The 23940-nt window shown below is 58.1% G+C and carries 20 protein-coding genes; 13 read left to right on the top strand and 7 right to left on the bottom strand.

Features of this window, described 5'->3' with window-relative positions; genetic code table 11:
* Nucleotides 1-101: 101 nt before the first annotated feature.
* The 6 genes from pnp to AZE99_RS08985 all read left to right on the top strand — a co-directional run bounded on the left by pnp (nucleotide 102) and on the right by AZE99_RS08985 (nucleotide 9036).
* Entirely contained in the window at nucleotides 102-2387 is a 2286-nt protein-coding gene (pnp, locus tag AZE99_RS09010) for a polyribonucleotide nucleotidyltransferase (protein WP_067200046.1), read from the top strand.
* Nucleotides 2388-2579: 192 nt separating this feature from the next.
* Nucleotides 2580-3365 (top strand): outer membrane protein assembly factor BamD, encoded by a 786-nt coding sequence (locus tag AZE99_RS09005; RefSeq protein WP_067200043.1) that lies wholly within the window; start codon nucleotides 2580-2582, stop codon nucleotides 3363-3365.
* A gap of 56 nt (nucleotides 3366-3421) precedes the next feature.
* Nucleotides 3422-5086, top strand: a complete 1665-nt coding sequence (recN, locus tag AZE99_RS09000; RefSeq protein WP_067200040.1) for a DNA repair protein RecN — start codon at nucleotides 3422-3424, stop codon at nucleotides 5084-5086.
* A gap of 142 nt (nucleotides 5087-5228) precedes the next feature.
* Nucleotides 5229-5639, top strand: a complete 411-nt coding sequence (locus tag AZE99_RS08995; RefSeq protein WP_231862577.1) for an endonuclease domain-containing protein — start codon at nucleotides 5229-5231, stop codon at nucleotides 5637-5639.
* 160 nt (nucleotides 5640-5799) lie between these two features.
* Nucleotides 5800-8142, top strand: coding sequence for an NAD-dependent DNA ligase LigA (gene ligA / locus AZE99_RS08990; protein ID WP_067200034.1), 2343 nt, complete (start codon nucleotides 5800-5802; stop codon nucleotides 8140-8142).
* 45 nt (nucleotides 8143-8187) lie between these two features.
* Complete coding sequence (locus AZE99_RS08985; protein WP_231862576.1) at nucleotides 8188-9036, top strand: alpha/beta hydrolase; 849 nt, start codon at nucleotides 8188-8190, stop codon at nucleotides 9034-9036.
* Nucleotides 9037-9204: 168 nt separating this feature from the next.
* Here AZE99_RS08985 and AZE99_RS08980 read toward each other — a convergent pair whose 3' ends face one another.
* Nucleotides 9205-10152: a hypothetical protein gene (locus tag AZE99_RS08980; RefSeq protein ID WP_156472177.1), complete on the bottom strand. Its 948-nt coding sequence runs from the start codon at nucleotides 10150-10152 to the stop codon at nucleotides 9205-9207.
* 125 nt (nucleotides 10153-10277) lie between these two features.
* Nucleotides 10278-11132, bottom strand: coding sequence for a sterol desaturase family protein (locus AZE99_RS08975; protein WP_067200029.1), 855 nt, complete (start codon nucleotides 11130-11132; stop codon nucleotides 10278-10280).
* A gap of 90 nt (nucleotides 11133-11222) precedes the next feature.
* On the opposite strand from AZE99_RS08975, the gene AZE99_RS08970 reads away from it, so the two are divergent.
* Nucleotides 11223-11888 (top strand): Crp/Fnr family transcriptional regulator, encoded by a 666-nt coding sequence (locus tag AZE99_RS08970; protein ID WP_082788306.1) that lies wholly within the window; start codon nucleotides 11223-11225, stop codon nucleotides 11886-11888.
* A 3-nt stretch (nucleotides 11889-11891) separates the two neighbouring features.
* Here AZE99_RS08970 and AZE99_RS08965 read toward each other — a convergent pair whose 3' ends face one another.
* The gene (locus AZE99_RS08965) at nucleotides 11892-12608 is read right to left on the bottom strand and encodes a TIGR02117 family protein (RefSeq protein ID WP_082788305.1); all 717 of its coding nucleotides are present in this window, start codon (nucleotides 12606-12608) and stop codon (nucleotides 11892-11894) included.
* Here AZE99_RS08965 and phhA point away from each other — a divergent pair.
* Nucleotides 12607-13503 carry a phenylalanine 4-monooxygenase gene (phhA, locus tag AZE99_RS08960; RefSeq protein ID WP_067203483.1) on the top strand — a complete coding sequence of 299 codons (897 nt, stop codon included), beginning with the start codon at nucleotides 12607-12609 and terminating at the stop codon, nucleotides 13501-13503. The genes AZE99_RS08965 and phhA overlap by 2 nt on opposite strands.
* Before the next feature lie 88 nt (nucleotides 13504-13591).
* Here phhA and AZE99_RS08955 read toward each other — a convergent pair whose 3' ends face one another.
* Both AZE99_RS08955 and AZE99_RS08950 read right to left on the bottom strand, forming a co-directional pair.
* Nucleotides 13592-14575, bottom strand: a complete 984-nt coding sequence (locus AZE99_RS08955) for a 50S ribosomal protein L11 methyltransferase (RefSeq protein ID WP_067200022.1) — start codon at nucleotides 14573-14575, stop codon at nucleotides 13592-13594.
* 12 nt (nucleotides 14576-14587) lie between these two features.
* Complete coding sequence (locus AZE99_RS08950) at nucleotides 14588-16468, bottom strand: ABC-F family ATP-binding cassette domain-containing protein (protein ID WP_067200020.1); 1881 nt, start codon at nucleotides 16466-16468, stop codon at nucleotides 14588-14590.
* Nucleotides 16469-16631: 163 nt separating this feature from the next.
* Here AZE99_RS08950 and AZE99_RS08945 point away from each other — a divergent pair, with 163 nt between their 5' ends.
* Nucleotides 16632-18263, top strand: coding sequence for a M28 family metallopeptidase (locus AZE99_RS08945; protein ID WP_067203480.1), 1632 nt, complete (start codon nucleotides 16632-16634; stop codon nucleotides 18261-18263).
* Nucleotides 18264-18295: 32 nt separating this feature from the next.
* Nucleotides 18296-19588 (top strand): MgtC/SapB family protein, encoded by a 1293-nt coding sequence (locus AZE99_RS08940; RefSeq protein ID WP_067200018.1) that lies wholly within the window; start codon nucleotides 18296-18298, stop codon nucleotides 19586-19588.
* A 15-nt stretch (nucleotides 19589-19603) separates the two neighbouring features.
* Here the strand turns inward: AZE99_RS08940 and AZE99_RS08935 are convergent, their stop codons facing one another.
* Both AZE99_RS08935 and AZE99_RS08930 read right to left on the bottom strand, forming a co-directional pair.
* The gene (locus tag AZE99_RS08935; RefSeq protein WP_067200016.1) at nucleotides 19604-20284 is read right to left on the bottom strand and encodes a spermidine synthase; all 681 of its coding nucleotides are present in this window, start codon (nucleotides 20282-20284) and stop codon (nucleotides 19604-19606) included.
* On the bottom strand, nucleotides 20281-20994 hold the full coding sequence (locus AZE99_RS08930) for an SDR family NAD(P)-dependent oxidoreductase (RefSeq protein ID WP_067200014.1): 714 nt from the start codon (nucleotides 20992-20994) through the stop codon (nucleotides 20281-20283). Before AZE99_RS08930 ends, AZE99_RS08935 begins: the two co-directional genes overlap by 4 nt.
* Before the next feature lie 201 nt (nucleotides 20995-21195).
* On the opposite strand from AZE99_RS08930, the gene sdhC reads away from it, so the two are divergent.
* The 3 genes from sdhC to sdhA are packed head-to-tail and all read left to right on the top strand — an operon-like array spanning nucleotide 21196 to nucleotide 23831.
* The gene (gene sdhC / locus AZE99_RS08925; RefSeq protein WP_067200012.1) at nucleotides 21196-21609 is read left to right on the top strand and encodes a succinate dehydrogenase, cytochrome b556 subunit; all 414 of its coding nucleotides are present in this window, start codon (nucleotides 21196-21198) and stop codon (nucleotides 21607-21609) included.
* A 15-nt stretch (nucleotides 21610-21624) separates the two neighbouring features.
* Nucleotides 21625-22014, top strand: coding sequence for a succinate dehydrogenase, hydrophobic membrane anchor protein (sdhD, locus tag AZE99_RS08920; protein ID WP_067200009.1), 390 nt, complete (start codon nucleotides 21625-21627; stop codon nucleotides 22012-22014).
* Nucleotides 22014-23831 carry a succinate dehydrogenase flavoprotein subunit gene (sdhA, locus tag AZE99_RS08915; protein ID WP_067200007.1) on the top strand — a complete coding sequence of 606 codons (1818 nt, stop codon included), beginning with the start codon at nucleotides 22014-22016 and terminating at the stop codon, nucleotides 23829-23831. Before sdhD ends, sdhA begins: the two co-directional genes overlap by 1 nt.
* Nucleotides 23832-23940 lie beyond the last annotated feature (109 nt).

Below are 23940 nucleotides of genomic sequence, written 5' to 3'. Positions count from 1 at the left end.
CGACAGGGGCACAAATGGCCCCGAACCGCTGTTCAGCCGGATTGCTGGACACAAGAAAGCCCCCGCACTGCATAGGGCAGGCGGGACAAAGGAAAATACGAATGTTTGATATCAAGAAAGTTGAAATGGAGTGGGGCGGACAGACCCTCACCCTCGAAACGGGCCGTATTGCCCGTCAGGCTGATGGCGCGGTACTCGCGACCCTCGGCGAAACAGTTGTGCTGTGCGCAGTAACCGCTGCTAAATCCGTGCGCGAAGGGCAGGATTTCTTTCCGCTCACCGTTCACTATCAGGAAAAATTCTCAGCCGCCGGTCGTATCCCGGGCGGTTTCTTCAAGCGCGAAGGCCGCGCGACGGAAAAAGAAACGCTGACGTCGCGTTTGATTGACCGTCCTTGCCGTCCGCTGTTCCCAGAAGGTTTCTACAACGAAATCAACGTCATCTGTCAGGTGATGAGCTATGATGGCGTCAACGAACCCGATATTTTGGCAATGGTTGCAGCTTCTGCTGCGCTGACCATCTCCGGCGTTCCCTTCATGGGCCCGATCGGCGCGGCTCGCGTTGGCTACAAAGAAGGCGAATATCAGCTGAACCCAAGCATGGAAGAAGTTGCTGAAGGCGAACTCGATCTGGTTGTGGCCGGAACGATGGGCGCTGTGATGATGGTTGAATCGGAAGCACAAGAGCTTTCCGAGGAAGTCATGCTCGGCGCCGTACAATTCGCTCATGACGCATCCAAGCAGGTTGCCGGTCTGATCATCGATCTGGCTGAACAGGCTGCGAAAGAGCCCTGGAAGCTTGATGCTGGCGATGACAATAGCGGTATCAAGGAAGAACTGCGCAAGCTGGTCGGAAAAGATATTGCTGCGGCTTACAAGAAGACCGACAAGTCAGAGCGTAGCAACGCACTGAATGCGGTTCGCGACAAAGCCAAAGAAAAATATGCCGATGCAGACGGCCAGACCCAGATGACCGCCGGCAAGATGGTCAAGAAGCTGGAAGCCGAAATCGTTCGCGGTGCGATCATCAAGGATGGTACCCGTATCGATGGCCGCAAGCTCGATCAGGTTCGCCCGATCGAAGCCATGGTTGGCCTGCTGCCACGGACCCACGGTTCAGCTCTGTTCACCCGCGGTGAAACACAGGCAATCGTGACCACGACTCTGGGCACCAAAGATGCCGAGCAGATGATCGATGGTCTCGACGGTCTGAGCTACACCAACTTCATGTTGCACTATAACTTCCCTCCCTATTCGGTTGGTGAAGTTGGCCGTTTCGGATTTACCAGCCGCCGCGAAACCGGCCACGGCAAGCTCGCTTTCCGCGCGCTTCGCCCGGTATTGCCGACAGTGGAAGAATTTCCATATACGATCCGTGTTCTCTCGGACATTACCGAATCCAACGGTTCGTCCTCGATGGCGACCGTTTGTGGCGGTTCGCTTGCAATGATGGACGCTGGTGTGCCTCTGGCGCGTCCGGTTTCCGGTATCGCGATGGGCCTGATCCTCGAAGGCGAGGAATTCGCGGTTCTTTCCGACATTCTCGGCGACGAAGATCATCTTGGCGACATGGACTTCAAGGTTGCGGGTACCGAAAAGGGTATCACTTCCTTGCAGATGGACATCAAGGTAGCTGGCATTACGCAGGAAATCATGAAGTCTGCTCTGGAACAGGCCAGTGGCGGTCGCGCTCATATCCTCGGTGAAATGAGCAAGGCCCTTAGCGGCACCCGGACCGAAATGTCGGAACATGCTCCGCGCATCGAAACCTTGCAGATCAACAAAGAGAAGATCCGCGAAGTTATCGGTACTGGCGGTAAGGTGATCCGCGAAATCGTTGCGGAAACCGGCGCGAAGGTCGATATCGACGACGAAGGCCTGATCAAGGTTTCCTCTTCCGACAAATCCCAGATTGATGCAGCAATTGCGTGGATCAAGGGCATTGTTGAAGAAGCCGAAGTCGGCAAAGTCTATGACGGCAAGGTCGTGAACCTCGTCGACTTTGGCGCATTCGTGAACTTCATGGGCGGCAAGGACGGTCTCGTCCACGTTTCTGAAATCAAGAATGAGCGGGTCGAGAAAGTCTCTGACGAACTGAGCGAAGGCCAGGAAGTCAAGGTCAAGGTTCTCGAAATCGATCAGCGTGGCAAGGTTCGCCTTTCGATGCGGGTTGTTGATCAGGAAACCGGGGAAGAGCTGGAAGATACCCGTCCTGCTCGCGAACCACGCGGTGACAAGCCTCGTGGACCACGTCGTGATGGCGGTGGTCGCGGACGCGACGGTGGCGGACGTGGCCGTGACGGCGGCGGACGTGGCCGCAACAATGATGGTCCCAAGGATGAAGGCGGCGGTGATATTCCATTGCCGGCTTCGATCACCGAAGACTAGATTTTCGCAAAATGAAACAGCGAGGGGCCCGGAGCGATCCGGGCCCTTTTCTTTGTCTGCAATATTTCCGGCAAATTCGCCGGATTAATGTCTGGTAAAGCTCCAACCGAACAGGGAGTGTTAATCTGTTCCAGCGGCTTTTTTTGCTTTATTCTTGGCTGGATGAAAACAAGCGGTTAAGAGGTTTGCCATATGACAAAACACATTATGAAATGGGCCGTTATAGGGCTCTCCGCTACGTTGCTTTCCGGTTGTGCACTGCTTGGCGGCGGTAGCAGTGGGCGCGGTTCCGATACAAGATATGTCGCGCGCGATGTCGACACGCTGTACAATGCCGCGAAAGAACGGCTTGATCGCGGCCAGTACAAGATTGCTGCGGCGCTGTTCGACGAAGTCGAGCGCCAGCATCCTTATTCTCCCTGGGCTCGCCGCGCGCAGCAGATGAGCGCGTTCAGCTATTATCTGGCTGGCGATTATAACAAGGCGATAGAATCATCCCGGCGGTTCCTGTCGATCCATCCGGGTAACAAGGACGCGCCTTATGCCTATTATCTGATCGCGCTCTGCTATTATGAGCAGATCAGCGATGTAACCCGCGACCAGAAGATCACCGAACAAGCCTTGGCTTCGCTCGGTGAAATTTCCCGCCGCTATCCCAATTCGCGCTATGCCGCCGATGCCCAACTGAAAATAGATCTGGTCAATGACCATCTGGCTGGCAAGGAAATGGAAATCGGGCGTTTTTACCAGCGTCGCGGCAAGTGGCTAGCGGCCACCATTCGCTTCCGGACAGTGATCGAGAAATATCAGTCCACCACCCATACGGCCGAAGCCCTGATGCGGCTGACCGAATCCTATCTCGCTTTGGGTGTTCCGGTAGAAGCGAAGAAAACTGCGGCTGTCCTGGGCGCTAACTATCCCGGTACCAAATGGTATGAGCGCGCTTATGAACTCGTCAACAAGCACGGGGCGACTTAGGACTACATATGCTGCAATGCGTTGCAGCAAAGGTAAACGTGTTTTAAGAGGGTATTGTGCTGCAGTCCCTTTCCATCCGCGATATTGTACTGATTGAGGCGCTCGATCTGGAATTTGGGTCGGGCCTCACGGTGTTGACCGGCGAAACCGGTGCCGGCAAGTCGATATTGCTCGACAGCCTCGGGCTGGCTCTGGGCAACCGTGCAGACAGCGGACTGGTCCGCCAGGGCACGGAAAAAGCGCAGGTTACTGCCAGTTTCGAGCCCCCCGCACCCGGCAGCAAGCTGGCCGCTACGCTGGCCGAAAATGATATTGAGATAGAAACGGGCGAACCGCTGATCATCAAGCGATCGGTGAAGGCGGATGGCGGCAGTCGCGCCTTCATCAATGATCAGCCCTGTTCTGCGACCTTGCTCCGCACGGTAGGCGGGCAGCTGATTGAAATTCATGGTCAGCACGACGACCGCGGCCTGATCAATCCCAAGGGACATCGGGCCTTGCTCGACATTTTTGCCGGCGTCGAAGGCAATGCTGTTGGTGCGGCATTCGAGGCATGGCAGGCCGCGAAAACGGCGCTGGAGCAGGCAAAGCAGGAACAGGAAGCGGCGGAAAACGACCGCGAATATCTCGAACATAGCGTTGCCGAACTGTCCAAATTTGCCCCGCAGCCGGGTGAGGAACAGGAATTGGCGCTGGACCGGGCGACGATGATGAAGGGCGAGAAGCTGACCGGCGATCTGGAAGCGATTCGTGCGGCCTTTGATGGCTCCAACGGGGGGCTGGCTTCACTCCGGTCGGCGGCGCGCCGCCTTGATATGATCGCCGAAGATCATCCGTTGCTCAAGGACGCGCTGGAGTCGCTTGATCGGTCAATTATCGATGCCAGCGAAGCCGAGGACAAGCTCAATGCAGCGGCTGATGCGCTGAGTTTCGATCCGCAGCGACTCGACGATATGGAGACCAGGTTGTTCGATCTGCGGGGCCTGGCGCGCAAGCATCGGGTGGAGCCGGACAAGCTTTCGGAACTGCTGGATGAGCTGCAGAACAGGCTCGCGGCAATCAGCGATGGTGGCAGGACATTGGAAGATCTGGAAGCATCTTTGGCTGGTGCCGAGAAATCCTACATTGCGGCGGCAGAAGCCCTGCGGGCGAAGCGGGCAAAGGCGGCCAAGGCGCTGGACAAGGCGGTGGCCGGAGAATTGGCGCCGCTCAAACTGGATGCAGCAAAGTTTGAGACTTTGCTTGAAGAATTGCCCGAAGAGCTCTGGAATAAAAGCGGAATGGACCGGATCGAGTTTCTGATCTCGACCAATCCCGGTGCACCGTTGGCGCCCCTGGGCAAAATTGCGTCAGGAGGTGAGCTTTCGCGGTTCATATTGGCTCTAAAGGTCGCTCTGGCGGAAGAATATGGCCTGAAAACAATCATTTTTGACGAAGTTGACCGCGGCGTCGGCGGAGCGGTCGCATCGGCGATCGGTGACCGGCTTTCGCGGCTGTCGAACGGGGCACAATTGCTCGTCGTGACCCATAGCCCGCAGGTCGCCTCGAAGGGTGCTGCCCATATGCTGATCAACAAGTCGCTCAGCGGCACCGTATCGCGCACCGATGTCAGCGCGCTGGACAATGAAGGCCGGCGGCAGGAGATTGCGCGGATGCTGTCGGGGGCGGATGTGACGGACGAGGCGAGAGCGCAGGCGGATCGGTTGCTGGAGGGGGTTTGAGTGTTTGCGGGGATGACACATCTCAAGCCCCTCCTTTTTAAAGGAGGGGTTGGGGTGGTTTCTCGCCGCATGTCGCTGCGGGAGCGATGTTTGCACATCGCCACCACCCCAACCCCTCCTCTGAAGAGGAGGGGCTAGAACAGTGACCAACCGTGCCATTCTTCTTGCCCGTGCTAGGGAGATGCGGCGCAATCCGACCGAACCGGAAAAGCGGCTTTGGCGACAACTTTCCGCTTCGCAGCTGGGCGGTCATAAATTCCGCCGTCAGGCCGTGATCGACCATTTTGTCGCCGACTTCTTTTGCCCGCTTAAAAAGCTGATTGTTGAGCTAGATGGTGATACGCATGATATCGATTCCGACTGCAAGCGCGATGGGCAATTGCGCGAAAAGGGATATCGGACGGTGCGTTTTACAAATTTGGATGTGATGGGGAATATGGACGGGGTTTTGACGGATTTGTTGCGCATATTGGAAGGTACTCCGGATCGGTGGGGTGGGCGTGGTGCCTCCACCACCCCAAACCCCTCCTCTGAAGAGGAGGGGCTTAAGTGAGCCAGTGCCTTAATAACGCTGGTTGCGATCAAACGAGCCTGTTTCAGCCCCTCCTTTTTAAAGGAGGGGTTGGGGTGGTTCGGTGCCGCGTGTCGCTGCGCGAGCTATGTTCACACATCGCCACCACCCCAACCCCTCCTCTGAAGAGGAGGGGCTTTTTATGAGCGCTATTCCTCCAGAAAACCTCTCCGAAGCCGATGCTGCCAACGAACTGATGCGTCTGGCACGCAAGATTGCGCATCATAACAAGCTCTACCACGCCGAAGACACGCCGGAAATTTCCGACGCGGATTATGACGCGCTGGTGCGGCGCAATAATGAACTGGAAGAGGCTTTTCCGCATCTGGTGCGCGATGACAGTCCCAACAGGCTGGTCGGCGCAGCGGTGGCGGCTTCGCCTCTGTCGAAGGTCAAGCACGAACAACGGATGATGAGCCTCGATAACGGCTTTTCCGACGAGGATATCGCCGAATGGCTGGCGCGGGTGCGGCGGTTCTTGAATCTCGACGAGGGCGCGCCGGTGGCGGTGACCGCCGAGGACAAGATTGACGGGCTGTCCTGTTCGCTGCGCTATGAAAAGGGCGAACTGGTTCTGGCGGCTACGCGCGGGGACGGGCAGGTTGGTGAGGATGTTACCGCCAATGTGCGGATGATTTCGGATATACCGCAATCACTCCGTTCGTCTCGAGCGCAGTCGAGAGACGGTGAGGCGGGAACAGGTGTCTCGACTTCGCTCGACACGAACGGCAATTCCCATACCATTCCCGACCTGTTCGAAATCCGCGGCGAAGTCTATATGGCCAAAGCCGACTTCGCCGGTCTCAACGAGCGGCTGATGGACGAGGGCAGGGCCGATGCAGCGGCCAAGGGCGTCGAGTTCGATCCCGAGAAAATCCGCCAGTTCGCCAATCCGCGCAACGCTGCCGCCGGCTCGCTGCGGCAGAAGGACGCGAATATTACTGCCAGACGACAGCTGAAATTCTGGGCGCACGGTTGGGGCGTGCACAGCGAATTGCCGGGAGAGACGGCTTTTGACGTCATGACGGCCATCGCCAGCTGGGGCGTGCCGGTGTCGTCGCTGGTGCAGCGCTTTGAAACGCTGGATGCGATGCTTGCCCATTATCGTCATATCGAGGCGGAGCGGGCGGACATGCCTTATGATATTGACGGCGTGGTCTACAAGGTTGACCGGCTCGACTGGCAGCAGCGGCTTGGCTTTGTCGCCAAGGCGCCGCGCTGGGCGATTGCGCATAAATTCCCGGCGGAACAGGCGCAGACGACGCTGGAGAGCATCGATATCCAGGTCGGGCGTACCGGCAAGCTGACCCCGGTGGGGCGGCTGAAGCCGGTGACGGTCGGCGGCGTCGTGGTTTCCAATGTGACTTTGCATAACCGCGATGAAGTGGAACGGCTCGGCGTGCGTCCGGGTGACCGGGTGGTGATCCAGCGGGCAGGGGATGTGATCCCGCAGGTGGTCGACAATCTGACTCGCGACGAACAGCGCGAAGCTTATCATTTTCCCGACCATTGCCCGATATGCGACAGCGAAGCGGTGGCCGAGGAAGGCGAGGTCGATGTCCGTTGCACCGGCGGCCTGATCTGCCCGGCCCAGCGGTTCCAGCGCCTGGTGCATTTTGTCTCGCGCGTGGCGCTAGATATCGACGGGTTGGGCGAGAAAAGCATTGCCGAATTTATCGAGGCCGGCTTTATCGAGAGCCCTGCCGATATTTTCCGCCTGCACCAGCATCGCGAGGCAATACTTGCCCGTGAAGGCTGGCAGGACAAGTCTGTGGATAATCTGTTGGCGGCTGTGGAAAAGAAGCGGCAGCCGGATGCGGCAAGGCTGCTGTTCGGGCTGGGCATAAGACATATTGGCACGGTGACGGCGAAGGATTTGCTGAAGAATTTCCGGACCTTGCAGCGGTTGCGCGAGGTTGCCGAGATCGCGCAAGAATCGGAGAAATACCGTTCGTCTCGAGCGCAGTCGAGAGACGGGGAGGGCGCGGAACGTGTCTCGACTTCGCTCGACACGAACGGGGAGGGTGATGTCTCGACGGGGCTCGACACGAACGGGGATGCTGGGCCCGCGATGGCCGGGACGGAAGCCGGTGATGCGGCCTGGGCGGAAATCACCTCTATCGACGGCGTCGGCCCCACGGTGGCGCAGGCGCTGGCAGATTTCTTCCACGAACCGCATAATGTCGCGGTCTGGGAAGACCTGCTGAAAGAGGTTTCCCCGCCCGACTATATCGTCGAAACCCGCGACAGCGCGGTGGCCGGCAAGACGGTGGTCTTCACCGGCAAACTGGAAACCATGAGCCGCGACGAAGCCAAGGCGCAGGCCGAGGCGCTGGGCGCCAAGGCTTCCGGTTCGGTGAGCGCGAAAACCGATCTGGTTGTGGCTGGACCGGGTGCTGGTTCGAAGGCGAAGAAAGCGGCGGAATTGGGGATTGAGGTTATCGATGAAGCTGCCTGGGCAGAAATTGTCGCGGCGGCGGGCTAGATGGTCCGAAAGATCATTCCCGGCCATGAATGAAAGGGACAGCGATTGAAATTTCCGGTAATATTTCTGGCGTCAATGCTATTGGCCCTGTCGCCTTCCCATCCCAGCGATACGGTCTCGTCCGAGCCGCTGACGATCGGAACCTCCTATATCGTCTCGACCCACGGGGCCGAACGCCGGATCAATGTTGTGCTGCCCGCTGACTATGATAGCGGTGACCGGTCCTATCCTATCGTCATCATGCTGGATGGCGGGTTGAAGCAGGATTTTTTCCTCAGCCTGGGTATGGAGCGCTGGAACCAGCTGTGGGGGCGCAGCTCGCCCGCCATCTTCGTCGGCGTTGAAACCGTTGATCGCCAGCGGGAATTGCTTCCGCCCACGGCGTCGAACGACGAGCAGGAGCGCTATCCCACGGCGGGAGAGAGCGCGGCCTTTCGCGCCTGGTTGTCAGCGTCTATCCTGCCGCTGGTCAGAGACCGGTATCGCGACGACGGGCGGGCCTTTCTTTTAGGAGAGAGCGCGGCGGGTCATTTTGTTGCAGAAACCTGGGCGGTCGCACCAGACCTGTTCGATGGCTATGCGGCCCTGTCGCCAAGCCTGCAATGGAACAAGCAGAGCCTGTCATACGGTCTCGCTGGCATGGAAAATCGGGATCGACCACCGCTGTTCCTCTCGCTGGCGGATGAAGGCGGGGACACCGAGCAGGGCGTGCTTCGCTTTGTCGGCCATGCCGGTTCAAACCTGTGTTTCGCCGACCGGCGCACAGAATTGGTCCATGCGAATACGCTGCACGGCCTGTTGCCCGAGGCATTGCAATATCTTCTGCCGACCGAGGCGGACTGGCTGGAGGAATATGGCCTGACCCTGCGCTGCAGTGACAGAACGATCGACTGAGCAACGTTGCAGTGCCGTCGGGCAGATCTCGGCCTGCTGTAGAGGCGATCACTTTTTTACATCGTTGAAAGTCATGCAGCCGCCGAAACCAGGTATAGAGGTTATAGACGAGGTGGCCTGAACCAAAATTGTGAAGGACGCGGTGTAAAGCCGGTTAGCGACGCCAAGTCACCGATTGATGCGCTCGGGGTCTTTCAATCCTTCGCTCATCGTGTGGATCATCGCCGAGCGTTGCAGCGATGCCTTCACATTGGCTGGCACCTTGTATAATCCGCGTAAAAGCAGCAAATCTCCGCCGCTCAGCGACGTGGGCCTCAATGACTTGTCCTCGATTTCCGCAAATAGCGACAATATGGACCCGTCTGGCACCTGTGTTTCGCCCCCTACATCGATATCAATCAGAGAAACCATGGCGGCATAGTCAGCCAGTTGCGCTGCGGAAACACCTTCCAAAGCCTTGCTATCAATCAATAAATAGGAATAAGCTATGCCTTCCACCGTCGATCTCGAAATTTTGGACTTAACGTGCGTCGTTTGGCCATTGGTCTGTGCTCCACCAAGAGCAGGTCCTCCACCTGGCCCATTATCGCCACCCATAAACGTAAAAGTGCCTCCGGCGGCATTGTACTTTGAGTCGCTGCCCATCGTTTCGGTTGCTTTCCAGCTATAAACCGGTCCGCCATTTTGCTCGATCTTATCTCTTTCGCTGTGGGTGAGTGATCCGAATAGGCGACTTTTCTTGCTACGCAAAAGCTGGATCTCGGAGCCGCCATCTTCCACGATAGCTACGAACAAATTGGGACGACAATCTTCCTTTGCCACCCTGATTTCAGCCATTTCGGCGACTTGGCGAATTCGCTCTTCGATGGCCTTGCTTTGCCGTTCAGCCAAGCCGGCAACGGAAGGGCAAACGGATTGAGCGAAACGGGCATATTGCCCATTGTTTCTGCCACCACCAGAAACCCGGAAATGATCGGCGATCAATTTCTGAAATTCTGCCATTTTCTTTTTATGACCGGTGACAATAATATCATTGTCCTGAGACACTGATTTTTGTACTTCTTGCGTGGCTTTTGCAGGATTTATGGTTGCAACAACAGACGCTGTAAAAAGCATCGCCAGACTTATAGATCGGGATTTAATTAAATACCGCATATTTCAAAAATACAGTAATACATCAGTTGAGTCAAATTAGACTGATCGCCGTTATGCGACGGCGGCGACCATCATTCTGCAAGCTTTTATGTTCTGGCCGCCGCCTCGATCGCCGCCAGTTCCTTCACCCCATGACCGTCTTCCTTATTTTCCGGAAAGATCGGCCAGGCGAGTTGCTGACCCAAAGTGGCTGGTGCGAGATTTTCGACGCCATAGCCGTCCGGATAGCGGCGCGTGATATGGGCGGTGCCGAACAGGACATCCCAGAAGAACAGCAGGTTCCCGAAATTGCCCTTGTAATGGGTCACGCCGTCGCTCTTGTGGCGGCCGTGATGGGCATGGTGGGTGGCTGGCGTCGAGATGGTGCGCTCGACCAGCCACATCACCGGCGACAGCCATTTGATCCGGTAGAGCGGCTCGTCCCACGCGACATCGCTGTGCGCGCCGACGATCACCGCCATCTTGACGATGATATAGAAGACATAGACCCAGCCGAGGCCAAGATAGATCAGGGCGCCGGAAAACCAGATGCTGGGCATGGTGAGATAATAGAAGATATTGTTCCGGTAGACCAAGCGGACGCTCATATAGCGCGCATTATGGTGAGAGCGGTGCAGATTGTAGAGAAAGGGCACGCTGTGCGACAGCCGGTGCCAGAAATATTGCATCATGTCGTCAAAGACCAGAAACAGCCCGATCGCGGCGATCAGGGGAATGCCGGCCAGCGCGCCCTGCCATTGCGGGGCCAGGCTGCCGAGGATGAACTGGGCCGCGAGGATGATGCCGGGCTGGGTGATCACCAGCAGCACGAACGAGCCGATGATCTCGACCAGCGCGTCGTCGCGGGTCTGTTCGGCTTTGCTGAACAGCCGGGTGCGAAAAAATTCCAGCAGTCCGAAGACGAGGAAAATTCCGGTGATCGCCAAAAGTTCGGGCCGCATGATGTCTCTCCCAGAGGATTGCTTGCATAGCGTTGTTAGCGGATCTAATGACGGGTAAATGCAAAGAAGTTTTCATTCTCGAGATTTTCCATGAACGGATCTGCTCCCATGGCCGGGACCGGCTTTGTCACGGCGCTGCCCGAGACGGTTCGCCGCGATTTGCTGGCGCGGGGACAGGCGCGGGTTTTCGGCAAGGGCCAGATCATCCAGCAGCGCGGCGATATCGCGAAGGAATTCTGGTATATCAACAGCGGCTCGGTGCAAATCGGACGCTATGGCATCGACGGGCGCCTGACCCTGTTTGCGATGCTCAGCGCCGGTGACACATTCGGCGAACTGGCGTTCATGGGCGAATTTCCGCGCACCGTGGATGCGATTGCCGGAAATGACTGCACATTGATCCGGATCGGCGACAGCGAGCTGCAGAGCCTGATGGAATCCGATCCGGCGGTGACCCGATTGCTGCTCAAGACCATGGCGCTGACGGTGCAGGAATCCTTCAATCTGATCGAATATAGCCGCAACCTGTCGGTGCCGCAAAGGCTGGCGCAGGCGCTGCTCCAGCTGTGCGGCGATCAGGAAGGCGGAGCGGAGGTCTTGGCGACTCAGCAGGATCTGGCGGACCTGGTCGGCGTGTCGCGGGTCTCGCTGGGCAAGGCGATGACCAAATTGCAGTCCTCCGGCTTGATTGAACCGGGATATGGATCTGTCACCATCCGGGATGGACTGGCGCTGCAGGAATTTGTCACCGGCTAGGCTTCATTCCGTGCTTTCCGGAAACCAGCGCATCACGCCACCCTGAAACGGAGTCCAGCGCCCGGTGCGAATGCCGGCCTGTTGCAGGACATCGCCGGTCCAGTTGTTGCAGGTGTAGAAGGCATTATAATGGCCGTTCGCCCGGTAGAACAGGTCGTCCTTGCCATAGCCGGGTGATGGCTGGGAGCGATATTGATCGTCGAGCGCGAACCGCGCTTCGATGGCCTTCGCGATTTTCCGATATTGTGCTTCGCTGACTTTCAGGGGGCGGCGGTAATAGGGATAAGCCTGTGGATATTTCAGGTGATAGACGTGGACAAGTACATCGTCGCTGCCGACAATCGCGCTGATCGCGTCGTCCGCGCGCAGGTCGGTCCATTGCCGGGTGTTGCGATAGACGCCTTCATGGCCCCAGCCGACCAGGATATGGCTGCCGTAAAACGAAGGATCGGCGAGATGCTCGGGCCGGACCAGCGGCGTCCAGTCATGGACATCGTTCCAGATCGGCATGATGATCCCGCTGTGCAGGCCGTTGGTTTCGATGAACAGTTCGATGCCGTCATCCGGGTTTTGCCAGTCCTGATTGACGGGGAGCAGGCTACCGGCGAGCGCCGCCAGCAGATAGAGGACGACGATCATGCCGAGCGCAATGACACTGCGTTTCAACCATTTGAGCGCCGTTGTTGCCATGGAAACCTTTTCTGCTGTAGGATGCGGCATGCTTACCACCCCCGAAACCGAAACCCATGTCTATGACAAGCCGCCAGCGCACGCAAATGCCGACTGGACGATCGATCAGGACTGGCAAAGCTATTCGGCCGAAGATCATGAGACGTGGGATATATTGTTCGCACGCCAGCAGCAAATGCTGCCGGGCAGGGCCGCGCAGGCGTTTCTCGACGGTATCGATATATTGAAGCTGTCGCAGCCGGGTATTCCCGATTTCAAAGAGCTCAACCGGATCTTGATGGATGCCACGGGCTGGCAGGTGGTGGCGGTGCCCGGTCTGGTGCCCGATGATGTGTTTTTTGACCATCTCGCCAACCGGCGTTTCGTCTCCGGCAATTTCATCCGGCGGCGGAACCAGCTCGACTATTTGCAGGAACCGGATATTTTTCACGATGTCTTCGGCCATGTGCCGATGCTCGCGGACCAGAGATTCGGCGATTATATGGCGGCTTACGGGCGTGGCGGACTGCGGGCGCTGAAATTCGGGACGCTGAAACAGCTGGCGCGGCTTTACTGGTATACGGTGGAATTTGGTCTGATCCAGGAAGCGGAAGGCCTTCGCATCTATGGCGCGGGTATTGTCTCCAGCTATGGCGAGAGCGTCTTCGCCCTCGACAATCCCAGTCCCAACCGGATCATGTTCGATCTCGAGCGGGTGTTGCGGACGGAATATCGGATCGACGATTATCAGCAGAATTATTTTGTCATTCCGAGTCTCGACGAGCTGCTGCGGGTGACGGTGGAGACTGATTTCAAGCCGCTATATGACAAGATTGCGGATCTGCCGGATATCAGGATTGCCGAGATTGTGGAGGGGGACGCGCTGTTGACCGAGGGGACGCAGGATTATGCGCGCTCGCAGGCTGGGGAAGCTACGGTCGTCTGATTGCGTCGTACTCAATACTGGATAGGGAGCCCGGTCCGCGCGACGATCAAGGGTCGACGTAGCTCCGCATCATGTGTGGAGCACTATCCTAGCATTCGCCGAAATAGTCCGAGGCCAGCGGTGATTTCCTGCGGTGCGGTTTGCGGGGCCAGCCATATTTTTTCGATTTGACCAGAGTGAGGCTCGGCCATTCATTGTCCAGCTGCATGTGCTTGAGGCGAAACCCCTCCCGGACATAGGCGTGCATGACTTCGGCTTTTTGTCGGCTCAGCAATCCCGCGAGTAGAAGCACGGTGCCGGCGCCTGAAGCGGCGGCGATTTGCGGGGCAAGCGCTACGAGCGGGCCGGACAATATATTGGCGATGATCAGGTCAAAGGGTGCGCGCTGATTGAGCGCAGGATGATCGAGGCCATTGCTCTGGACCAGCCGGATCCGGTTGCGGCCATTGCCCAGCGGAATCGCGTTGAGCTCGCTGTTATCATGCGTAACCGTTACCGCAACGGGATCGATATCACTGGCGATGATCTTGGCGTGGGGCCAGAGATGATGGGCGGCAAAGGCCAGCAGGCCGGTACCGGTGCCGACATCGGCAATATTGCGAAACCGGTGGCCCGAGCGGCGGAGCCGGTCGAGGCTTTGCAGGCAGCCCTTGGTGGTTTCATGATGGCCGGTGCCAAAAGCCTGTCCGGCATCAATGCAGATATTGGTCAGTCCGGGTTCATCCGTCGGCTCGTCGCTCGACGTATGGACGTGGAAGCGACCAGCGCGAAGAGGTTCGAGGCCTTGCTGGCTGAGGGTCACCCAGTCTTCATCGGCGAGCAGTTCGACGACAGGCCGGAATGCAATGGCGGCCGCAGATGGCGACAGTTGCAGCAGATTTCCGATCAGCGCAGCATCCGGCTCGCTCTGGCAATAGACGTCGATCATCCATTCGTCGGGATGTTTGGGATCGGTTTCGCTGGCGACGATGGTTGGCGTCGAGTCGCTGGAGGCGATGAACATCTGGTCTTCCGAAAGCATCCGCGCTTCTGCGCGGGTGCAGGGTATCGAGACTTTCCAGGTCTGGTTCAACGGACCGACCGATCAGGCATTTACATTTTCCTGCTCGAGCTTGTCGCTGGCTTCCATCCAGCGGGCTTCTGCCTTGTCCAGCCTGTCCTGGGTTTCCGCGCGCAGCTTCATCAGCTCGGTCATCGACAGGTCGGCGTGTTTCGGTTCTGCGCTCGCCGGATCGAACATTGCGCGGTCAATGGCGGAGACTTCCTCGCCGAGGAGTTTCATTTCCTTTTCGGAGGCGGTTACGGTCCTGCGCAATTCGGTCTGCTGCTTGCGCCGTTCGGCGGCAGCGCGGCGTTCTTCCTTGCGATTGCCACCGCTGGCTTTGCCGCCCGATGATCCCGGCTGGTTCTTGCCGAGAACGAAATCGGTATAATCCTTGAGCGTGCCCGAAAATTCCTCGGCCTTGCCGCTGTCGACCATCACCAGACGATCGGCGGTCAGTTCCAGCATATGGCGATCATGGCTGACCAGGATGACAGCGCCGCTATATTCGTTGAGCGCGTGCACAAGGGCTTCACGAGCGTCGACGTCGAGATGGTTCGTTGGCTCATCGAGGATCAGCAGATGCGGCGCATCGCGAGTGATCATCGCCAGCGCCAGACGCGCGCGTTCGCCACCGGAAAGCTTGCCGACCAATATCGTCGCCTTGTCGCCGGAAAAGCCGAAACGACCCAGCTGCGCGCGCACGGCACCCGGCTTGGCGTCCTTCATCAGGCGGGTCATATGTTCCAGCGGCGTGTCGGACGTATCCAGTTCCTCGACCTGATATTGGGTGAAATAGCCGACGGTCAGCTTGCCCGATTTGTTGATCGAACCTTTTTTCGGTTCCAGCTGGCTGGCGAGCAATCGTGCAAGCGTGGTCTTGCCGTTGCCGTTGCGGCCAAGCAGCGCGGTCCGATCATCTGGATCAAGCCGCATGTTGAGACCGGAGAGAATGATATTGTCGCCATAGCCGACAGACGCGTCATCCAGCGTGATCAGCGGTGGTTTCAGTTCAGCCGGGCTCGGGAAATGGAAGGTCAGCGAGGGATCATCTATGGCAGCGGCAATCGGTTCCATGCGGGCGAGGGCCTTGACCCGGCTCTGCGCCTGTTTTGCACTATGCGCCTTGGCACCCCAGCGAGACACATAGGATTCCAGCTTCTCGCGCTGGGCGATCTGCTTTTCACGGGATGATGCCAGTTGTGCCTGACGCTCGGCCCGCTGTTTCTCGAACGCGTCATAGCCGCCGGGATAGAGGGTGGTGGTGCCGTGCTGCAGATGCAGAATATGGTCGACCACATTGTTGAGCAGATCGCGCTCATGGCTGATCACCAATATCGTTGCCTGATAGCTGGTCAGAAAATTTTCCAGCCACAGGGTCGCTTCTAGGTCGAGATGGTTTGACGGCTCGTCGAGCAGCAACATTTCCGGTTGCGAGAAGAGCAGCGCCGCCAATGCTACACGCATTCGCCAGCCGCCGGAAAAACTGTCCATTGGCTGCTGTTGGGCCGCTTCGTCAAAGCCAAGTCCGATCAGGATCTTGGCAGCGCGCGCCGGAGCGCTATGCGCCTCGATCATGTTCAGCCGTTCGTGGATCTCGCCAATCCGGTGCGGGTCGGAAGCCGTTTCGGCTTCCTCCAGCAAGGCGGCGCGTTCGGTATCGGCGGCCAGCACGGTGTCGAGCGGACTATCCTGTCCGGCTGGCGCTTCCTGGGCGATATAGCCCATCCGCGCGTCCTTTGGCATGTCGACGCTGCCGTCGTCAGGCTCCAGCATTCCGGCGATGACCTTCATCAGGGTCGACTTGCCAGCGCCATTACGGCCGATCATGCCGACGCGCGCGCCGGGGGGCAGGGCTGCGGTTGCGCCATCGAGGATCACGGTGCCGCCGAGGCGCACGGTTATATTGTTGAAATTAAGCATGGGGAGCCGTTAGCGGAGCCCGTGCATTTGTGCAAAAGATAGCGTAAAAAACTTCTCGTGCAAATGCAGGTCGTTAAGCTAATGTCGAGCGGAATATCGATTTTGCAGGAGTTTTGCTTTGTTTTCAGGTCGCACCGCCAGCTTGCTTTCCGCCGCCGCCTTGATGGTTGGCGCACCAGCCCATGCGAAATCCGCTGATCAGGCAATAGATATAAGCGCCGATGAAATCAGCCGGACGGTCAGAACCCTGACTTTGGATCAGTTTGAAGGCCGTGCGCCGGGAACCGCAGGCGAAGACAGGACCATCGGTTATCTGATCAGTCGGTTCGAAGCTTTGGGTCTCGAACCCGGCGGTGTCGACGGTACATGGACGCAGCCGGTGCCACTGTTGCACACAGCGCTTGGGAAGCCAGAAACATTGTCGTTTTCCAGCAATGGTAAAAGCACAGCGCTAAATGCAGGCAAAGATATCTATGTGTCGACCTTGCAGCCCAAGGACAGGGCGGTGGTCGATAACGCAGAAATGGTGTTTGTCGGATTTGGCGTAACGGCGCCAGAACGGGGATGGGACGATTTCAAAAATGTGGACCTGAAGGGCAAAGTTGCAGTCTTTCTGGTCAATGATCCTGATTTTGCTGCCACAGCCGATGAGCCTGTGGCTGGCAAATTTGGTGGCCGGGCAATGACCTATTACGGACGCTGGACCTATAAGTTCGAAGAAGCCTCGCGGCGTGGCGCAGTGGCGGCGCTGATCATTCATGAAACCGAAGCCGCTGGCTATGGCTGGAGCGTCGTGGAAAGCCCGCAGGGTGAGAATTACGGCATCGCCAAGCCGGCGGGAGACATGACAAGCCTGGCATTGCAAGGATGGATCAGTGGGGACACCGCGCAAAAATTGTTCGATGAAGCGGGACTGGACCTCGCAAAATTGCGAATGGCCGCACGGACCCGGGAATTCACACCGGTCGCTATCGGGGCAAAATTTGCTGCCGCTTATCCGGTGACCCAGGAAGTGGTGAAGAGCCAGAATATATTTGGCAAGATTAGCGGCAAAACGCGGCCCGAAGAAACGATCATCTATGGCGCCCATTGGGATGCCTATGGCGAGGGACCGCCGGACGAGGATGGCAAAATCTATCGAGCCGGGGCCAATGATGACGCGCTCGGCATTGCCGGGATCATGGAGATAGCTCGGAAGTTCAAAGCCAAGCCGCAGCCGGACCGGACGATCGTTATCGCCGCATGGACGGCAGAGGAACGCGGACTGCTGGGTTCCGAAGTCTATGCGCAGGATCCGATCTATCCGGTGGAAACAACCGTCGCCAATCTGGCGATCGATGTCCTGCAAACCGCCGGCAAGGCAAAGGACGTCATCTTGGTCGGCAAGGGGCAGGGAACGCTGGAAGATGATCTGGCCAAATTTGCCAAATTGCAGGGGCGGGTGGTGACCGAAGAAAGCCTGCCCGAACGCGGCCTGTTTTTCCGCGCCGATCATTTCTCTCTCGCCAAGCGCGGTGTGCCGGTGCTGCTAATGATGAGTCTGGCTGGCGCGTCTGATCTGGTCGATGGCGGCAGGGCAGCGGGTCAGAAGTGGATCAATGACTATACCGGCAATTGCTATCACGCTGCCTGCGATGCCTGGACAGCCGATTGGGACCTGACCGGGGCGCTGCAGGACATTAATGTGATGTTCGATATCGGCAACAGTCTCGCCTATTCCCGGCAATGGCCGGAATGGAAGGACGGTTCCGAATTCAAGGAACTGCGCGACGCGAGCGCTGAAGCTCGGCAGTAAGCCGGGTTGCATGACGGGATGTTATACTGGCAATGCTGACGGAATTCTCTGGTGAGTGGCTGATTTACCGAGACCTTGCGATCGCACTGGCCGCAGGCTTGCTGATCGGTGTCGAGCGCGGATGGACGATGCGCGACGAAAACAAGGGCGCGCGGGTCGCCGGGATTCGTACATTTGGCCTGATCGCCGGACTGGGCGGGCTGGTCGCACTGATCTCGCAAAGTCTCAACCTGATAATTGCCGCCATTTTGCTTGCGGCTGTGGTGACCATGTTGTCGATCAGTCATTTCAAGACGATCCATGATCCAGACGGTCGCAGTATTACCAATTTCGTGGTCTCGCTGCTGACGCTCTGTCTCGGACTTCTGGCGGGGAGCGGCTATCCGGCGCTGGCGATGGCCGGAGCGGCCATCGTGACCGGCTTGCTGTCGATGCGGTCGGAACTGCACGGGCTGATGCGCAAACTGGGTCCGACCGATATCAATGTGATGATCCGCTTTGCCCTGATCGCACTGGCTGTTCTGCCCTTTCTCCCGAACCGTGATTTCGGGCCTTATGATGCGTTTAATCTGCAGCAATTATGGTTTGTCGTCATCTTGGTGACGGGCCTGTCCTTTGCCGGCTATGTCGCCAACCGGATATTTGGTGAATCGCACGGTACGGTTGTGACCGCGGTTATCGGCGGTGCCTATAGTTCGACTGCAGTGACGGCAGCGCTTGCCCAGAGACTGCGCAACGAAGACAGCAGCCGGCGCACATTGTCGGCCGGTATCGCGCTGGCTTCGTCGGTAATGTATATCCGGGTGCTGTTGCTGACTTTCATATTGGCGGACTTTGCATTCATTCCGCTGGCAATGATATTGACACCGGCGGCGCTGGTGGCGGGGATCATCGGTTTGCTGCTGCTGCGCCGGAGCGGTGCTGCGAAGACGGATAAGACCGTGGTCACGCGCAATCCGATACGCTTGCTGCCGGCTTTCTTTTTTGCGTTGACCGTCGCGGCGATGTCGCTGGCGGCGCGTTGGGCCGAGGCCAAGTACGGGAGCAGCGGGATAGCCTATCTGGTTCTCATCGTGGGATCGCTGGACGTCGACGCCGCAATCATCACTCTCGGGAGTCTCCCGGCGGGTACGATATTGTCCAACCTTGCCGGTTTTGTGCTGGCGATGACAGTATTGGCCAACATGCTGTTCAAGGCAGGGGTGGCCGGCGTCAGCGCAGGCTGGGAAAATGGCAAGTCTGCTGTCGCGGCATTATTGGCAAGCAGCATTGTGCTGGCGATCGCGGGGCTGTGGAGTTTCGTGGAGCTCGATATCCGTTTCTGATCGGTATGTTGGCCACTAGCCTTTGGTTGCGAGCCAGATCGTGTGTTTTGCGCCTTTGCCATTGCTGCGCGCGGGGACGGTTTTGACATCGACGGCAAAGCCGGACTTGTGCAGGCGAGAGGTGAATTTGGTATCGCCTTCGCTCGACCAGACCGACAATATGCCATTGGAGCGCAGCGCCTTCTTGGCTGTGGCCAGACCCGCCATACTGTAAAGCCGGTCATTGGCTTCATGGGTCAGGCCATCGGGACCATTGTCGACATCGAGCAAAATCGCATCATAATCGCCGTCTGCCTTGTTGATGACATCGCATACGTCGCCGATGGTGATGGTCACGCGGCTGTCTTCAAGACATTTTTGCGAAAGGTCCGCCATTGGCCCGCGTGCCCATTGGACGATGGCGGGGATCAGTTCGGCCACTTCGACATGCGCCTGCGGCGGCAAGACCGACAGGGCGGCGCGCAGGGTAAATCCCATGCCATAGCCGCCGATCAGCAGGCGCGGATTTTTCACCGCCAGACGTTCGCAGGCAAGGGTGGCCAGCGCCTGTTCCGATCCGCTGAGTCGGCTGTTCATCAGTTCGATCCGTCCCAGCATGATCGAATATTCGTCCGCACCCTTGAGTTCGCGGCGGAACAGGCGGAGCTCGTCGCCGCCGGGGATGGGGGCGGTATCCAAAAGTTCGCGGGCGATCATCGAACGAAGCTCGCGCCATTGGCGTCGAGTACGGCGCCGGTCATGCTCGGCGGGGCATCGAGCGCGCAATAGCGGGCGATCGAGGCTATTTCCTCCGGCTGGGCGACGCGGCCGAGCGGAATGTCGGCGAGCAACTTGTCACCGCCACGGCTGGCCAGATAGTCTTCGGCCATGCCGGTCATGGTGAAGCCGGGGCAGATGGCAAAGGCGAGTATCTCGTCCTTTGCATAGGCTCTGGCGATGGTCTTGGTCATCGCCACCATGCCGGCTTTTGATGCTGCATAATGCCAGTGGTCGGGGCTGTCGCCGCGATAGGCGGCGCGGCTGGCGATATTGATGATCCGGCCCGGTTCATGGCGCGACTGAAAATGCAGCACGGCGAGGCGGCACAATTCGGCCGAAGCGGTCAGATTGATCGTCATGGTCCGGTTCCAGCTTTCCAGCCAGTCGTCAGCGGCAAGCGGATTCGGTTCAAACAGGCCGGCGTTGTTGATCAGCACGTCGATGCGACCGTCGAGCCTTTCGAGTGCCTGGTCCCAAAGCTGTGATGCCGCCCCGTCTTTGGAAAAATCCGAGGCAATCAAGCCATTTTCGCCCGTCGTGCTCTGGCCAACGGCCGTGACATTATCCGAATCCAGCGATTCGACGATGGCCTTGCCGATGCCGCGGCTGGCTCCGGTTACCAATATATGTGTTTTTATCTTGCTCATGCCGGATTGATTAGAGCCACTCGGTTCGCGCGTCCATGGATGATGCAGATTTCATGCTTTGCATGGCGATCGCATATATTTGCACTAATAAAATGTCTAAATCATGTGCATCTGGTTTGCATGATACGTGCTTTTCGCTAAGGGAATGGTTCGATTTCAAAGACTCCGGTCTCACCCGGAGGGATTGTTCAGGGGAAGACCATGTCCGGCGTATCAGGTTCAGCATCGAACAGACCGCTTTCACCGCATTTGCAGGTGTATAAATGGGGGCCGCATATGCTGGTGTCCATCCTTCATCGGGTCACCGGCGACGGCATGGCGCTGGTCGGTGTGCCATTGCTGGTCTGGTGGCTTTATGCCATTTCCGCCGGTCCGGAGAGCTATGACTATTTCCTCAGCTGGTTCAACTGGGGCTATGTCGGCTATATCGTTCTGGTCGGCATGAGCTTTGCCTTTTTCGAGCATATGTATAGCGGCCTGCGCCATTTCGTTCTGGACGCTGGCGCCGGCTATGAATTGCAGACCAATAAAATGTGGTCCATCGCAGTGCCTCTGGCCGCGATCCTCACCACCGGCGCGATGTGGCTCTACATCGTTTCCAAGAATATTCTTTAGATTAGGAATCGGAACATGGGTTCAGGAACCAATATCGGCCGGGTACGCGGCCTCGGATCGGCGCAAGAAGGCGCACATCACTGGATAGTGCAGCGGGTCACAGCGGTGAGCAATCTGCTGCTGGTGCTGTGGCTGGTCTTCTCGCTCGTCCGGCTGCCGCAATATGAACATGGCTTGATGATCGAATGGCTGTCCTCGCCACTGGTCGCGGTGCCGATGATCCTGATGCTGGTCAGCATCTTCTGGCATCTGCGCATCGGACTGCAGGTATTGATCGAGGATTATGTTCCTGATCATGGCGTCAAATTCGGCCTGATCGTCCTGCTCAACTTTTTCGCCATTGGCGGCGCGGCCCTGGGAATTTTCTCGGTTGCGAAAATAGCCTTTACCGGAGTGGTAGCATAATGACTGAACAATCCACCCAGCCTGCTTACAAGATTATCGACCATAGCTATGACACCGTGGTTGTCGGTGCCGGCGGCTCCGGCCTGCGCGCCACCATGGGCGCTGCGGAATCGGGCCTGAAAACGGCCTGCATCACCAAGGTTTTCCCGACTCGCTCGCACACGGTTGCGGCGCAGGGCGGTATTGCCGCATCGCTGGGCAACAATACGCCGGATCACTGGCAGTGGCATATGTATGACACGGTCAAGGGCTCCGACTGGCTCGGCGACCAGGACGCGATCGAATATCTGGTGCGCGAAGCGCCGCAGGCGGTTTACGAGCTGGAACATGCCGGCGTGCCTTTCTCGCGCAACGAGGACGGTACCATCTACCAGCGTCCGTTCGGCGGCCATATGCAGAATATGGGCGAGGGGCCTCCGGTCCAGCGCACCTGCGCTGCGGCCGACCGTACCGGCCACGCCATGCTGCACGCGCTCTATCAGCAGAGCCTGAAATATGACGCGGATTTCTTCATCGAATATTTCGCCATCGACCTGATCATGGAAGACGGCGAGTGCCGGGGCGTGATCGCTCTGTGCCTCGAAGACGGTTCGATCCACCGGTTCCGCAGCCACGCCGTCGTTCTGGCGACCGGCGGTTCCGGCCGCTGCTATTTTAGCGCGACCTCTGCCCATACCTGCACCGGTGACGGCGGCGGCATGGTGCTGCGCGCCGGACTGCCTTTGCAGGACATGGAATTTGTCCAGTTTCACCCGACAGGTATCTACGGCGCGGGCGTATTGATTACCGAAGGCGCACGCGGCGAGGGCGGTTATCTGACCAACAGCGAAGGCGAGCGGTTCATGGAACGCTATGCGCCGAGCGCCAAGGATCTGGCCAGCCGCGATGTTGTCTCGCGCTGCATGGCGACCGAAATCCGCGAAGGCCGCGGCGTCGGGCCGGAGAAGGATCATATCTATCTCCATCTCGACCATATTGCGCCCGAAGTGCTGGCCGAACGGCTGCCGGGAATTACCGAAACCGGCAAGATCTTTGCCGGCGTCGACCTGACCCGCGAAGCTTTGCCGGTTGTGCCGACGGTCCATTATAATATGGGCGGCATACCCTGTAACTATCATGGCGAAGTGATCAATCCGACGGCGGATGATCCGGACGCGATCGTCCCGGGCCTCTATTCCGTTGGCGAAGCGGCCTGCGTTTCGGTGCACGGCGCCAATCGTCTGGGTTCCAACTCGCTGATCGATCTGGTGGTCTTCGGCCGCGCGACCGGTCTGCGGCTCAAGGAAAAGCTGGTGCCGAACGCCTCGCACCGGCCATTGCCTGCGGATAGCGCCGATCTGGCGCTGCAGCGTCTCGACCATTTCCGCAACGCCAAGGGCTCGATCCCGACCGCCGACCTGCGTCTTGAAATGCAGAAGACGATGCAGGCACACGCCGCCGTGTTTCGCGACAACAAGCTGCTCGAAGAGGGCGTTGCCGCGATGGACAAGGTCAATGCGAAACTCGCCGATGTCGGCGTGACAGACCGCTCGCTGATCTGGAACACCGATCTGATCGAGACGCTCGAACTCGACAATCTGATGAGCCAGGCGATGGTCACGATCAAGGCTGCTGCCAACCGCAAGGAAAGCCGCGGCGCGCATATGCACGAGGATTATGAAGACCGGAACGACAAGGAATGGATGAAGCACACCGTCATCACCTTCGAAGGCTGGGGCGGCAAGGGCGGCAAGAGCGAAATCAGCTACCGTCCGGTGCATGATTATACGCTGACCGACGAAGCGACCTATGTGGAGCCGAAGAAGCGGGTTTATTGATAGATTTGGAATTGGGCTGAGCTGATCAATAGGTCCTATCGAATTATGTCGCGGTAGGTGAAATTGCGGAAAGCTAAAGCGTGAACTCGCTGACGCTCGTCACCCACCC

The organism is Sphingorhabdus sp. M41 (genome assembly GCF_001586275.1).
Classification (GTDB): Bacteria; Pseudomonadota; Alphaproteobacteria; order Sphingomonadales; family Sphingomonadaceae; genus Parasphingorhabdus.
This window is presented reverse-complemented; position numbering and strand designations above follow the sequence as displayed.